This is a genomic window from Paraburkholderia bengalensis, from assembly GCF_037126505.1.
GTDB lineage: Bacteria > Pseudomonadota > Gammaproteobacteria > Burkholderiales > Burkholderiaceae > Paraburkholderia > Paraburkholderia bengalensis.
Map to the genome: position 1 here is coordinate 15,176 of NZ_JACFYJ010000002.1, position 13,040 is coordinate 28,215.

The window sequence follows — 13,040 nt, forward strand, 5'->3', positions numbered from 1 at the left end:
TTTCGCCGAAAGCAGATGGCGCTTTCCATCCATGAAGAAATTTAGGGCGTGCTGTAACCGGCGCGTAACAGAAAACGAACTAGGCAGACAAGGAGGCAGACGAAGACGATGAACGACGACCGCGCTATAGTTGCGCATCACGGCTTCTGCTGTTCTGAAACTATCGGTGCGGAGCCGGCTGGTTCGCGTGCGGGGGCAGCCGCGAGCCACTTGCACGTATCATTGCCGTCGTCTCGTCCTGTCGACAATCGGGGAATCAGGTTGCAAGAAGCAGAAAACCGGCTGAAAGCTTTGCTCGCCGCCGGTCTCGACGGCGACGCCGATGCCTATCGCAGCTTCCTGCAAGCGCTGACGCGCCATCTTCGCGGCTATCTGCGCAGACGCATTCCGCACTATCGCGACGACGTCGAAGACCTCGTCCAGGAGATTCTGCTCGCGGTGCATAACGCGCGTCACACGTATCGACCTGACGAACCGCTGACGGCCTGGCTGCACGCCATCGCCCGCTACAAGCTGATGGACTTCTTCCGCTCGCGCGCGCGCCGCGACTCCCTGAACGATCCTCTCGACGACCACGCCGACCTGCTCGCCGACGCAGACGACGAATCCGCGCAGGCTCGCCATGACATCGGCAAGCTGCTCGAACATCTGCCCGACAAACAACGGTTGCCGATCGTGCATATGAAACTGGAAGGACTGTCCGTCACGGAGACGGCGCGCCTGACGGGTCTTTCGGAATCGGCCGTCAAGGTGGGGGTGCATCGCGGTCTCAAGGCGCTCGCGGCGCTGATAGGAGGCCGGCGATGAGAACCGACGATCTGATCAGCATGCTGTCGAACCAGGTGACGCGTGTCGACCGGGGCGCCGTCGCGCGCCGCTTCGTCAAGGCGCTGCTGCTCGGCGCGCTGGGCTCGCTGCTGCTGATGAGCGTGGTATTCGGCGTGCGGCACGATCTGGCGAGCGTCGCGGGCACGACGGTCTTCTGGGCAAAGATCGCCTACCCGCTCGCCATCGCGGTGGGCGCGCTGCTCGCCGTGACGCGGCTTGGCCGGCCGGGTGCGCGGACGGGCTATAGCTGGGCGTTGATCGTATTGCCGTTCGTCGCCGTATGGATTGCGAGCATGCTCACGCTCGACCACGCACCGTCGGAGGAACGTTGGGCGCTCGTGCTGGGCAGAACCTGGCGCACGTGCCCTTTCAACATCCTGTTGCTTTCCATACCGACGTTTCCCGCCGTGTTCTGGGCCGTCAAATCGCTGGCGCCCACGCAATTGCGGCTTGCGGGCGCTGTCGCCGGGCTGCTCGCCAGTTCCCTTGCGACCATCGTGTACTGCCTGCATTGCCCCGAGATGAGCCCTGCATTCTGGAGCGTGTGGTACGCAATCGGGATGCTGATGCCGGCAGGCATCGGCGCGTGGCTCGGGCCGAAGCTGTTGCGCTGGTGAGGGGCCGGACTTCGGCGCGCGTCGGGGCGGCACGCCTATGCTCATGCGTCGGTAATGCTTTGCCCGTGCGCTTTGCCCGTGCGCTTTGCCCGTGCGCTTCGATCAAGCGCTTTGATCAAACATCCATTACGCGCCGCCGGACGGCCTCGGAGCAACCTCCGCGCGCTGGCATCAGAAATCAGTGCTCGGCGCCCGCGCGCTCGGCGGCAAGCATCTCGTCGAGCAGCATATCGACCGTCTTCGCGGCGAGCGTCGTTCGCACACTCTCGTGGATGGAATCGTAGACGTGGCTCAGCGCCGGGCCGATGCTGCGCCCGACCGGGCACTTCTGACTGGGCATGGTGGCGTGCAGCGCGAACTGCGGCCCTTCTTCGAGCGCGTCGAACACGTCGAGCAGGGATATCAGGTTGGCGGGCCGGGCAAGCAGCCATCCCGCGTTGATGCCACGAAAGCTTTGCACGAGGCCCGCTTTCGACAGCGAACCGAGCGTGCGGCGAATCACGACCGGGTTTGTCTTGACGCTCGCGGCGATGCGGTCGGACGTCACGGGCTGTTCAGGGTGATCGCGCGCGACGAGCGCCATCCAGGCCAGGATGTGGGTCGCCACTGTGAGACGGCTATTCGCACTCATAAAACATCACCATATCGGTCATTTTAGATATAACTATATTAGTTACATCTAAAACTGTCAAATCGCGTCCAGCGCTGTCACGGTGACCGGAAAATTGCACGAAATCCCCATCCTACAAGCCTGAGCGCGCAAACCGTATCACCCCCGCGCCACGGCATTTCTCCTTTGCGAAAACTGAAGCTTGTTTCTTTCCTCTCGATCAACTACGATGTAACCACTTTAGTTACATCAAATCGCGAATGTGACCGATGACAGCCGCAAGGCGCCGCGCAACCAACGAATCCGGCAGTCTTGTTTGATCCGTTCGATCGCCGGATTCATCACCGAAACGAGAACCTACGCAATGGATACCCTGTTCGAACCCGTCCAGATTGGCGCGCTGAAACTGCGCAACCGCATCGTCATGGCGCCGCTCACGCGCATGCGCGCGTTCGACGAGCGCGCACCCGGCCCGCTCAACGCGCACCACTACGCACTGCGCGCGAGCGCGGGGCTCATCATCACGGAAGCCACTTCCGTGACGCCGCAGGGCGTCGGCTATCCGAACACGCCGGGCATCTGGAGCGAGAAGCAGGTCGAAGGCTGGAAGCAGGTCACGGCGGCGGTTCATGAAGCGGGCGGCCTGATCGTGTCGCAGTTGTGGCATGTCGGCCGTGTGTCCGATCCCGTCTATCACGACGGCCAGTTGCCCGTCGCGCCTAGCGCCATCGCGCCGGAAGGGCACGTGACGCGCATCCGTCCCATGCGCGGCTACACCGTGCCCCGCGCGCTGGAAACGGACGAAGTGCCCGGCATCGTCGAGGATTTCCGGCGTGGCGCGCAAAGCGCGAAACGCGCCGGCTTCGACGGCGTCGAGCTACATGCCGCGAACGGCTATCTGTTCGATCAGTTCCTTCACGACGGCTCGAACAAGCGGACCGATCGCTACGGCGGCTCGATCGAAAATCGCGCGCGCTTCCTGCTCGAAGCCGTCGACGCGCTGCTGACGGTCTGGCCCGCCGATCGCATCGGCGTGCATCTGAACCTGATGTCGAGTTCGTACTCGATGACGGATTCGAACCCGCGCGCGCTGTTCCGCTATGTCGCCGAGCAGCTGAACACGCGCAACATCGCGTTCATTTTTGCGCGCGAGTCGCTCGATCGCGGCGATCGGCGGATCGGGCGCGACGTGCGGCAAATCTTCAAAGGCGCGTACATCCTCAACGAAGGGCTGACGAAGGAAAGCGCACAGCAGGCGATCGCACGGGGAGAAGGCGACGCCGCTGCATTCGGGCGTCATTTCATGGCCAATCCGGATCTGGTCGAGCGTTTTCGCCTCGATGCCCCGCTCAACGCGCTCAAGGCCGAAACGATTTATACGGATGATGAAACGGGCTACAACGACTATCCGTTGCTCGGCGAACTCGCCGAAGCCGTAGGCGAATAAGCGTCGGCCTTCGGCGGCTGCAAAAAATGGCCGGCAAGCGCGTGCTTGCCGGCCATTTTCGCAGCGTCACACCACAGCCGACACGCCCAGCGTCAACAGCAGGGCCGTAATCGAGATGATCGTCTCGCACACCGTCCAGGTCTTGAACGTCTGCGGCACGCTCATGCCGAAGTACTCCTTCACGAGCCAGAAGCCGCCGTCGTTGACGTGCGACAGGATCAGCGAGCCCGCGCCCGTCGCGAGCACCAGCAGCTCGGGGCGCACGCCCGTCGCCGTCGCTGCGGCCGCTGTCGCGATCGGCGCGATGATGCCTGCCGCCGTCGCCATTGCGACCGTCGCCGAACCCGTCGCGACGCGGATCAGCGCCGCCACCAGCCACGCGAGAATCAGGAGCGGCACATGCGCGCCCGTCGCGCTGACGATCGCCTCGACGCGCCGCTGTCGATCAGAATGCGCCCGAAGCCGGCACCCGCGCCCACCACCAGCGTGATGCTCGCCGTCGGCGCAAGGCACTCGTTGGTGAACTTGAGAATCTGCTCGCGCCCGAAGCCGCGCGTCGTGCCGAACGTATAGAAGCTGAGCAGCACGGCGAGCAGTAGCGCCATGTCGGGATGGCCGATCAGACGCAGCACGTCGTTGGCCGTGGTCTTCGCGGGCACGATCAGATCCGCCCAGCTGCCCACCAGCATCAGCAGAACGGGCAACAGCACCGTCAACAGCGTGATGCCGAAGCCCGGCAGCGCCTGGTCGGCGCGTTTTGCGTCCTGTTCGATGAACTGCTTCGCCATCGGGTTCACGCCGTCCAGCACGACGTAGCGCGCGATCAGCTTCGAGAACAGCGGACCGGCAATCGCCGCCGTCGGAATGCCGACGATCAGCGCGTAGAAAATCGTATGTCCGATATCCGCACCGTACGCGGTGACGGCCAGCAACGCCGCCGGGTGCGGCGGAATCAGGCCGTGCACGACGGACAGGCCCGCGACCATCGGAATGCCCACGCGGATCATCGACGTGCCCGTGCGCTGCGCGACGTTGAACGCAATGGGAATCAGCAGCACGAAGCCGACTTCGAAAAACACGGGCAAGCCGACGAGAAACGCGATGCACATCATCGCCCAGTGCACGTTCTTCGGCCCGAACAGCGCGATCAGCGTGCGCGCGATGCGCTCCGCGCCGCCCGACTCGGCCATCATCTTGCCAAGCATCGTGCCCAGACCGACGACGATTGCGATATGCCCCAGCGTGCCGCCGACGCCCGTTTCGAACGATTTGAGAATCGACGTCATCGGCATGCCGACGGCCAGCGCGAGCGCGACCGACACGACCATCAGCGTGATGAAAGGATTCAGCTTGAAGCGCGCGATCAGCACGACGAGTGCGACGATCGCGATCAATGCATAAACGAGTAGCAGACTGCCAGTGACGGTCGCCATGATTGCTCCTGATATGAGAGATCGGCAGCGGCGCAGCGCGCGGCGTCGGCGCGCTGCGTTTTCAGTTCCGCGCCAACGAATGCGGCGCGAGTGCCTAGAACTTGTGGCGGATGCCCGCCACCGTCACGAACTGGCCTTGATTGCTCGACGGATTCGAAATGCCTTCGACCCACGCGTTCGCACCCGACGCGCGCTGATAGACGCCGTTCAGGTAGAGATCGGTCGTCTTCGACAGGAAGTACTCGCCGCCCAACGCAAGCTGGTGATAATGCGCATTCGTGGCCTTGGCTTCCGTGCTGTTCTGCAGCGTGTAGATGTAGCCGAGCGTCACGAGCGTCGCGGGCGTGACCTGATACTTCACCATCGCTTCGTAGTTCTGGAAGTGCAGGCTGCCGCCCGCGATGATGTCGAAGTGCGAATTCGTGTACAGCAGTGCGAGCGTCGCCGGTCCGAGCGTGTACGCGCCGCCCGCGCCCCACACCTGGTTGCGCTTGACGTTGCTGATAATCGACGTGCTCAGGCTGTAGTAGTTGTCCGAAGGCACCGCGCCCGTCGTGTTCGTCGCGGGCAGGTTGGCGAGCGAGTAAGCGGCGTCGAGTCGCAGCGCACCGTTCACGTAATCGGCGCCGATGCTCCATGCGCGGTTGTTCGCGAAGTCGCCAGCCGTGTTCGAGAACGCGTACATCGCGTTGGCCGTGAAGCCGGCGATGGTCGGCGTCGTGTACTTGACGGCGTTGCTCGTGCGGTAGGTGTTGTTGAGGTCGTCGTTGTCGTAGATTGCGTTCGCGTACTGCGTCATGGCCCCGACGCCGTTGGCCTGAAGGTTCGACAGATAGTCCTGCACGCTGTTGTACTGACGGCCCAGCGTGATCGTGCCCGCCTTGCTGTTCTGCAGCGCGACCCACGCGCTGCGGCCGAAGATGCGGCCGCCCTGGCCTGCCGCGCCCGTCTCGAGGTTGAAGCCGTTTTCGAGGCGGAACAGCACCTTGTTGCCGCCGCCGATGTCCTCCGCACCGAGCAGGCCCCAGCGCGAGCCTTGCACGTTGCCCTGCGTCGCCTGGAAGTTGCTATTGCCCTTCTGGTTGTTCGTGTACGTGAAGCCGGCATCGACGATGCCGTACAGCGTGACGCTGCTTTGCGCGTGGGCGGCCTGCATGCCGAGTCCGGCGACAGCCACGGCGATGGCTGAGCGGGCAATATTCTTATACATCGTGGTTTCCTCAGGTTGAAAAATGAAGCCGCCAACAGTTGGCTGATCGCACGACTTCAGGTGTACTAAACAGACGTGACAAGGCAGCACCGGCGAGCCGGCGCATCAAGAGCGCATGATCAGTGCGCCCGTCGAAACGAGGGGTGAATCAGTCGAGCCGGTATCGTCGCGTTGTTTTCAATCCGGCCAGGTGCGGCGCGCGGCCAGCCGGCGCGCGCCACGTCGATGAAACGGCGTGACTACGGGTTCGGGCGCGGCTTGCGCCCGTTCCAGTTCCGATACTATCCGCGCCAGCACCACCGGCGCTTCGCCCGCATGCAGATTGCACGGATCGAGGTAGAAAAAATGCAGCTCGGCTTCGTGATCGCGCACGATGACGGGCGCCTCGTCGCGCGGCGGATTGGCCAGCGCGTCGGCGAGATCCCATGCGCTCGTGCGCGCGAGCTTCGGGTCGACGTGCACTTTCAGGCGGTCGAGCGGATTGTGCGTGGGATCGGCTTCGATCTCCGCCCACACGCCCGCCTGCCGGTTCAAGGTCTCGCGCCACAGTGTCAGGTAACCGCGCTCTTTCGCGCGCACGGCTTCGTGATCGCGCGTGCGCCACTGCTCGAGGGCCGCGATGACGCCGGCGATGCCTTCCTTGCCCACCTTCATGCCGCGCCCGATGCCGCCGTTCTGGAAATAGGCGGCCCGCACCAGCGCCTTGCTGCCCGCGACGATGCCCGCCGTCAATCCGCCGAGAAACTTGTGCGCCGAGTACAGCGCGAGATCCGCGCCCGCCGCGATGAAGCGCGTGAGATCGTACTCGGACGCGGCATCGACGATCACGGGCACGCCTTTCGCGTGCGCGACTTCGATGAATGCTTCGAGGGGGATCATGCCGTACTGCACCGTGTGATGCGAAACGACATACAATGCCGCCGCCGTGCGCTCGTTGATGGCCGACGCCAGCTGATATTCGTGCGCTTCCGTCGCCGCGCCGACCTGCACGACGCGCGCGCCCGACAGCCGGACGGCCTGATCGACGGGCGCGCCGTAATTGACGAGATGGCCCGTCTGCACGACGACTTCGTCGCGCATGCCCGTGGTGTCGGGCAAACGCTCGATCAGCCCGAGGTCGTCGCCCGTCATGGCGGCGGCGATGCCGAGCGTGATCGCGGCGGAGCACGACGCCGTCACATAGCCGCTTTCGCTGCCGCAAGCCTGCGCGATGACGGCGGACGCCTTGCGCTGCAGGTCGTCGATCTCGACGAACTGCGGCAGGATTTCCGCGACGGTGTCGATCACGGCAGCGCCGACGCTGGACGCGCCCAGCCCCGTCATCGTGCCCGAGACATTGATGACTGGGCGCAAGCCTAATCGAGAGCGGATGTCCATAACAGCGCCTCCGGAACCGGAATTCCTTAATTACGGAATATATGTTGTAATTGTGGATCAGTCTAACATACAATGTATTCACGTCAACTGGACAAAAACACGCTGACGCCCCACCTCCGAGGACTTCATGGCACGACCACCCCGTTCCGTCGCGGCCGCTCAGGCGCCGGACACCGCCGACGCAACGCCGCCCGCCGCGCCTGCGTCCCGCACCCGCACCAGCGCGCTCGATCGCGCGGTGCAGATTCTCGACGCGTTGCAGGAAGCCAACAAACCCGCCACGGCGTATGAGATCGCGCATCGCGTGAACGCGCCGCTGTCGACGGTCTACTCGATCATCAACGACATGGTCGAAAAGAACCTGTTGTCGCGCGCGCCCGACGGCACGATCTGGCTGGGCTCGCGGCTCTACGGCTATGGGCTCACGTACGCGAGTTCGCTCGACTACCTCGCCGTGGCGAACGAAGAAATGCAGCGGCTGTCGGCGCAAGTCGAGGAGACGGTGCAGATCTGCGGGCTGGAAGAAGGCATGATGGTCGTCCTGCAGATGGCGGAAGGCCCCGGACATTTCCGCGTGACCTCGCGCGTGGGCAGCCGCGTGCCCGTGAACTGGACCGCGTCGGGGCGCCTGCTGGCGGGACATCTGCCCGATGCCGAGCGTGCGGCCTTCTTCACGCATTACGCGCAGCCGTCGCCGACGGGCCGCGCCGAAACGCGCCCCGACGTGCTCGCGCAGAACGCGCGCCAGGCGCTGGAAGAGCGGCTGTCGATCCAGGTCGGGGAATCGGATGCGTCGGTCGCGTGCCTCGCCGCGCCCGTGATGGACCGTTCGGGCGCCTGCGTGTTCACCATTTCGATCGTGATGCCGGAAGCCAAGGCGGCGCAGGGCACCGAGCGTTACGCCCAGGCCGTGCGCAGCGTCGCGGCGCGCATCGAGGCGCGCCTCGGCTGGCGTCAGCGCGAACAGGACGGCGCCGCCTGAAGCGCGCGCATCCCACAGTGCACACCCCGCTGCGTATACGCACTCAAGAACTTCGCTTTCGAGTTGCCGATGAACTGTTATGAGCGGCTGCGCGCGCGCGGCCTGACGCTTCCCAAGGTGCCGACCCCGATCGGCAATTTCATGCACTGCACGCGCGAGGGCGATCTGCTGTTTCTGTCCGGCCAAGGCCCGCTCGACGAACGCGGCAAGCTGATGACGGGCAAAGTCGGCGCGACCGTGACCGCCGACGAAGCCTACCGGCACGCGCGGCTCGTCGGGCTGAACCTGCTTGCGGTGCTGCAGGCGGAACTCGGCGATCTGCAGCGCGTGCGCCGCGTGGTGAAGCTGCTCGGCATGGTCAACGCGACGGCGGAGTTCGCCGAGCATCCGCGCGTCATCAACGGCTGCTCGGACCTTTTCGTCGAGGTATTCGGCGACGCCGGCCGGCACTCGCGTTCGGCCGTCGGCGTGGGATCGCTGCCGAACAACATCACCGTCGAGATCGAAGCCATCATCGCCGTCAGGGACTGAACGACGTTCGCGGCGCGTCGTGCACTGGCAGGCAATACGCGTTGCGCTGAGGTGCAAACTGTCTTTCCCGCCCCGGGATATCGTTGTCTCACCCACAAACCCGCTGAACACGCACCATCGTTCAGCGTATTCAGGAGACGACGATGGAAATCAAGCCGAAAGTCCGCGAAGAGGCGGTGCAGATCGACGCAATTCCGTGGAAGGCGTTTCCCGACGCGCTGTCGCAAGGCGGCATCCGCTGGAAGATGCTGCATGCGTCGCCGGAAATGGGCGCATGGACGGCCATCTTCGAATGCCCCGCCGGTTCCTCCTTCAATGCGCATTTTCACGTCGGGCCGGGCGAATATCTGCTGACGAAAGGACGCATGGACGTGCGCGGCGGCGCCGAGCATGGCGGCGATACGGTGGTCGCGCCCGCGTACGGCTACGAGTCGGCCAACGCGCGCCATGACAAGACCTATTTTCCCGTCGACAGCGAGTTCTACATGACGTTTCTGGGGCCGCTGGAATTCATCAAGGAAGACGGCACGCCCATCGTGGTCGTGACCTGGGACGACGCGCAACGCGCGTACGCAGCCTGAGCTGTCGCGCGCGCTTTCGTCTCGTGCCGGCGACCGCCAGGCCGCCGGCGTCCGTCAGTCTGCTTTCGACAGGAAACCGCCATGTCACCCTCTTCCGAACACAGCGCGTCGGCAACCAAGCAGGTTCTCGATCATCACCTCGGCGCCTTCGCCGCCGGTCTCGACGAGATTCTCAAGGATTACGACGAGCAGTCCACCGTCATCACGCCGGACCAGACCTTTCGCGGCCGCGCTGAAATTGCCGGTTTTTTCAGGACTTTTCTCGACGGCGCGGCACCCGAATTCTGGTCCGCGTTCAAGATCAACAGCATGTCGACTGCGGGCGAGATCGCCTATCTCGCCTGGGAAGCCAAGCCCTTCGTCACGCTTGCGACGGACACGCTGTACGTCAAGGACGGCAAGATTGCCGTCCAGACTTTCACGTCGTTTGCGGCCTGAGCCGTTACGTCTGCAACGCAGTACTTTCTATGAGGAGAAGTACATGAGCAGGCTCAAGGGAAAGATCGCCGTCGTCACGGGCGCGAGCTCCGGCTTCGGCCGCGGCATCGCGCTCGCGTATGCGGCAGAAGGCGCGAGTGTGATCGTCAGCGACATTCACGAAGCGCCCAATCAGGGCGGCTTCGAGGCTAACGCCCGCCTGACCACCGTCGATGCCATCAGGGAAGCAGGCGGAAAAGCGTCGTACGTCGCCTGCGATGTCACGAAGCAGGAGCAGGTCGCGCAGCTGGTGAAGGTAGCCGTCCGGCAGTATGGCGGCCTCGACGTGATGGTCAACAACGCGGGCATCTATCGCGCCGGCAAGCTCGCGCACGAGTTTTCCGTCGACGACCTCGACGCATGCTTCGACGTCAATGTGAAAGGCACGTGGTTCGGCTGCCAGGAAGCCATCAAGGTGTTCCTGCAACAGGGACGCGGCGGGAACATCGTCAACATCGTATCGACGGCGGGCTTGCAGGGACATCCCAAGCAGTCCGTGTACAACGTGTCGAAAGGCGCGGCCGCGAACCTGACGCGCTGCCTCGCCATCGAATACGGCCGCGACAAGATCAGGGTGAACGGCATCTGCCCGACCTACGCAAAGACGTCATTGACGCGCGCGCTGTTCGACGACAAGGACTTCGACAAGGCCTTCACTGACGCCATCCCGCTCAAGCGTTGGGGCGAAGTGGAGGACATCGCGAATCTGGCTGTATTTCTCGCATCGGATGAGTCGAGCTACATTCACGGCGATCTCGTTCGCATCGACGGCGGCGAGACGCTCTGCCGGTTCTCCGTCTGATCCGGGCGCGCTGCCGCGCAACTTCAGAGAGACACGCCGGACGCGCCAATGGACAGCGTCCGGCGAATATCGCCCGGCGAAACGCCGTACTTTTCCTTGAATGCCCGGCTGAAGTGGCTCGACGAGTTGAAGCCGTAGCGGAACGCGATCTCCGAAATGCGCTGGCGGTTGAAGGCCGGGTTCGTCAGCGCCTCTTTGCATGCGTGCAGGCGCCGGTCGAGCATCCACCCCGACACCGTCATGTCGCTACGTTGAAACAGCATGTGCAGATAGCGCAGCGAAATGCGGTTGGCTTCGGCGATGCGCGTCGGATTGAGGTCTTCCTCGTGCAGATGCTGCAGGATGTAGTCCTGCACGCGCCGCAGCATGGCCGCGCTCGCGTCGAAGTGCGCGGAGGGTTGCTGCCCCGACAACGCGATGCCCAGCAACTCCAGCGTCGACCGGCTCACCGAGCCCTGAACGCTGTCGTCGAGCGATGCGATTTCGTTCGACAGCGCGAGCAGATGCACGGCAAGCAGCGAGCCGACGCCCGTCCGGCTTTCGATTTTTCCGCCTCTGGGCGGCAGTTTGCGCTCCGGCAGACGCTCGCGCATCAACGACCACGGAATCATCAGCGTGACCTTGTGCAGCCGCTCGAGCACTTCGAACTCGACGACCTGATCCGTGGTCCACACCACCACGTCGCCCGATGCGACTTCGACGCCCGAATCGCCGATCCTGAAGCGCTCGCGGCCGCCTGTCGTCAGTTGAACGCCGACGTACAGTTCATCGTCGTGACGCACCTGGCCGCGCGTGCGCTGCCCCGAGCACGGATCGCAAACCGTCTCGACGATGCCCGTGCCGGCAAAGTCGTGCTGCTTCACGTGGGCATAGAAGGTGGCGGGAAGCCTGCGAGGCACCTGCCACTCGCGATAACTGCTGCTGAGCACGGATTGCCACGCATCGGTGCGATCCGCTGGCGGCACATCGGATGATGACCATTCGATCGACGGCGTCTTCACGTCCAGTCTCCTGTGTCCATCGCCGCGAGCGCGCAAGCCGAACCCTGGGTGCGTGCACGCGTGAACGCTCACGGTACCGTGAAACCCGGCCCTCAGCATCCGGACGTTCCCTGGCGCGGTGCTGCTCTAACGGGGCGCGCTCGCGCCTTGGCATTTCGGCGCGCAGACAGTCGATCACTAAGCCCGGCCCCATTGCCCGGCAAGATAATCGACGAAAGTCCGGATCTTCGGCGAAGAGAGCTTGGCGCGCTCGAACATCACATGAACGGGCGTCGCGGGCGGCGCGTACTCCCCGAGCACGGGCACGAGGCGCCCGGCAGCAATGTGCGCCGCGACCTGCCACGCGGGCGCGCGCACGATGCCCGCACCGTCGAGCGCCGCCGTCACGAGCGCGTCGAGGCTGTTCATCCAGAGGCGGCCCGTCACGCTGACGCGCGTGCGCGTCGCGCCCACCTCGAAGCGCCAGTCGACGGGCCCCGGCGCGTCCGAGAACACGAGGCAAGCGTGCGCGCGCAGGTCGTCGGGTGTGCGCGGCGTGCCGCTTCGCGCCAGATAGGGGGGGCGCGGCGCACAGCACCATCTGGATGTCGTCGAGCTTGCGCGCGACGAGGCTCGAATCGGGCAGACGTCCGACGCGCACGGCAACGTGAAGCCCTTCCTCGACGAGATTGACGACCCGGTCGACCAGCAGCAGATCGACGGCGAGATCCCGATGCTGCGCCAGAAAGCGCGGCAGCATCGGCGCGATCACGAGCCGCCCGAGCAGAGCCGGCGCGCCGATCCGCAGCCGCCCCGACAGCTTGCCGCGCCCCGCCGACAACGCGCTGCCAAGCTCGTCCACCTCGCCGAGAATCGCCTTGGCCCGGTCGTACAGGATGCGGCCTTCGTCCGTCATCGCGAGATTGCGCGTGGTGCGGCGAAGCAACTGCGCGCCGAACTGCGCTTCGAGCGCCGAGATATGCCGGCTGACCGACGTCAGCGACATCGGAATCGCGCGCGCGGCGGCGGACAGGCTTCCCGCCTCCACGACGCGCACGTAGACGCTCATTGCATCCAAACGATCCATGATTCAATCCTTCCGGATTTAGCAAGGGTGCATGCCGGCTCGCTGGAATACCGGCGCTTTCCGGAATAGTCTACAGTT

At 64.4% G+C, this 13,040-nt stretch carries 13 protein-coding genes and 2 pseudogenes; 8 read left to right on the forward strand and 7 right to left on the reverse strand.

Translation table 11 applies throughout. The features are described from left to right. Positions 1–261 precede the first annotated feature (261 nt). Entirely contained in the window at positions 262–807 is a 546-nt protein-coding gene (locus H3V53_RS01630; protein ID WP_054922689.1) for a sigma-70 family RNA polymerase sigma factor, read from the forward strand. Next, positions 804–1,445 (forward strand): DUF1109 domain-containing protein, encoded by a 642-nt coding sequence (locus tag H3V53_RS01635; RefSeq protein ID WP_336596417.1) that lies wholly within the window; start codon positions 804–806, stop codon positions 1,443–1,445. Before H3V53_RS01630 ends, H3V53_RS01635 begins: the two co-directional genes overlap by 4 nt. Positions 1,446–1,623: 178 nt before the next feature. On the opposite strand, the gene H3V53_RS01640 is transcribed toward H3V53_RS01635, so the two are convergent. Beyond that, on the reverse strand, positions 1,624–2,076 hold the full coding sequence (locus H3V53_RS01640) for an Rrf2 family transcriptional regulator (protein WP_336596418.1): 453 nt from the start codon (positions 2,074–2,076) through the stop codon (positions 1,624–1,626). A gap of 343 nt (positions 2,077–2,419) precedes the next feature. Here H3V53_RS01640 and H3V53_RS01645 point away from each other — a divergent pair, with 343 nt between their 5' ends. Next, positions 2,420–3,502: an alkene reductase gene (locus H3V53_RS01645; RefSeq protein ID WP_336596419.1), complete on the forward strand. Its 1,083-nt coding sequence runs from the start codon at positions 2,420–2,422 to the stop codon at positions 3,500–3,502. A gap of 66 nt (positions 3,503–3,568) precedes the next feature. Here H3V53_RS01645 and H3V53_RS01650 read toward each other — a convergent pair. The 3 genes and pseudogenes from H3V53_RS01650 to H3V53_RS01660 all read right to left on the reverse strand — a co-directional run bounded on the left by H3V53_RS01650 (position 3,569) and on the right by H3V53_RS01660 (position 7,522). Next, positions 3,569–4,935, reverse strand: a pseudogene (locus tag H3V53_RS01650) (GntT/GntP/DsdX family permease). Positions 4,936–5,029: 94 nt separating this feature from the next. Next, on the reverse strand, positions 5,030–6,145 hold the full coding sequence (locus H3V53_RS01655; protein WP_336596420.1) for a porin: 1,116 nt from the start codon (positions 6,143–6,145) through the stop codon (positions 5,030–5,032). Between the two features lie 177 nt (positions 6,146–6,322). Further along, the gene (locus tag H3V53_RS01660) at positions 6,323–7,522 is read right to left on the reverse strand and encodes an aminotransferase class V-fold PLP-dependent enzyme (protein ID WP_336596421.1); all 1,200 of its coding nucleotides are present in this window, start codon (positions 7,520–7,522) and stop codon (positions 6,323–6,325) included. A 127-nt stretch (positions 7,523–7,649) separates the two neighbouring features. Here H3V53_RS01660 and H3V53_RS01665 point away from each other — a divergent pair, with 127 nt between their 5' ends. The 5 genes from H3V53_RS01665 to H3V53_RS01685 all read left to right on the forward strand — a co-directional run bounded on the left by H3V53_RS01665 (position 7,650) and on the right by H3V53_RS01685 (position 10,895). Continuing rightward, on the forward strand, positions 7,650–8,504 hold the full coding sequence (locus H3V53_RS01665; protein ID WP_336596422.1) for an IclR family transcriptional regulator: 855 nt from the start codon (positions 7,650–7,652) through the stop codon (positions 8,502–8,504). Between the two features lie 69 nt (positions 8,505–8,573). Further along, positions 8,574–9,035 (forward strand): RidA family protein, encoded by a 462-nt coding sequence (locus H3V53_RS01670; RefSeq protein ID WP_336596423.1) that lies wholly within the window; start codon positions 8,574–8,576, stop codon positions 9,033–9,035. Between the two features lie 143 nt (positions 9,036–9,178). Continuing rightward, entirely contained in the window at positions 9,179–9,616 is a 438-nt protein-coding gene (locus tag H3V53_RS01675) for a cupin domain-containing protein (protein WP_336596424.1), read from the forward strand. A gap of 81 nt (positions 9,617–9,697) precedes the next feature. Continuing rightward, positions 9,698–10,054, forward strand: coding sequence for a nuclear transport factor 2 family protein (locus H3V53_RS01680; protein ID WP_336596425.1), 357 nt, complete (start codon positions 9,698–9,700; stop codon positions 10,052–10,054). Between the two features lie 43 nt (positions 10,055–10,097). Then, positions 10,098–10,895, forward strand: coding sequence for an SDR family NAD(P)-dependent oxidoreductase (locus H3V53_RS01685; protein WP_336596426.1), 798 nt, complete (start codon positions 10,098–10,100; stop codon positions 10,893–10,895). A gap of 23 nt (positions 10,896–10,918) precedes the next feature. Here H3V53_RS01685 and H3V53_RS01690 read toward each other — a convergent pair whose 3' ends face one another. The 3 genes and pseudogenes from H3V53_RS01690 to H3V53_RS01700 form a co-directional block, all read right to left on the reverse strand. Continuing rightward, complete coding sequence (locus H3V53_RS01690) at positions 10,919–11,896, reverse strand: helix-turn-helix domain-containing protein (RefSeq protein WP_336596427.1); 978 nt, start codon at positions 11,894–11,896, stop codon at positions 10,919–10,921. A gap of 177 nt (positions 11,897–12,073) precedes the next feature. Next, positions 12,074–12,391 carry a LysR substrate-binding domain-containing protein gene (locus H3V53_RS01695; RefSeq protein ID WP_419539394.1) on the reverse strand — a complete coding sequence of 106 codons (318 nt, stop codon included), beginning with the start codon at positions 12,389–12,391 and terminating at the stop codon, positions 12,074–12,076. A gap of 118 nt (positions 12,392–12,509) precedes the next feature. Next, positions 12,510–12,962: pseudogene (locus H3V53_RS01700) on the reverse strand (LysR family transcriptional regulator); the annotation flags it as partial. Positions 12,963–13,040: the final 78 nt, after the last annotated feature.

Coding starts and splice junctions, on each gene's coding strand:
- H3V53_RS01635 (WP_336596417.1), top strand. CDS start 804: ATGAGAACCGACGATCTGATCAGCATGCTGTCGAACCAGGTGACGCGT.
- H3V53_RS01640 (WP_336596418.1), bottom strand. CDS start 2,076: ATGAGTGCGAATAGCCGTCTCACAGTGGCGACCCACATCCTGGCCTGG.
- H3V53_RS01645 (WP_336596419.1), top strand. CDS start 2,420: ATGGATACCCTGTTCGAACCCGTCCAGATTGGCGCGCTGAAACTGCGC.
- H3V53_RS01655 (WP_336596420.1), bottom strand. CDS start 6,145: ATGTATAAGAATATTGCCCGCTCAGCCATCGCCGTGGCTGTCGCCGGA.
- H3V53_RS01660 (WP_336596421.1), bottom strand. CDS start 7,522: ATGGACATCCGCTCTCGATTAGGCTTGCGCCCAGTCATCAATGTCTCG.
- H3V53_RS01665 (WP_336596422.1), top strand. CDS start 7,650: ATGGCACGACCACCCCGTTCCGTCGCGGCCGCTCAGGCGCCGGACACC.
- H3V53_RS01670 (WP_336596423.1), top strand. CDS start 8,574: ATGAACTGTTATGAGCGGCTGCGCGCGCGCGGCCTGACGCTTCCCAAG.
- H3V53_RS01675 (WP_336596424.1), top strand. CDS start 9,179: ATGGAAATCAAGCCGAAAGTCCGCGAAGAGGCGGTGCAGATCGACGCA.
- H3V53_RS01680 (WP_336596425.1), top strand. CDS start 9,698: ATGTCACCCTCTTCCGAACACAGCGCGTCGGCAACCAAGCAGGTTCTC.
- H3V53_RS01685 (WP_336596426.1), top strand. CDS start 10,098: ATGAGCAGGCTCAAGGGAAAGATCGCCGTCGTCACGGGCGCGAGCTCC.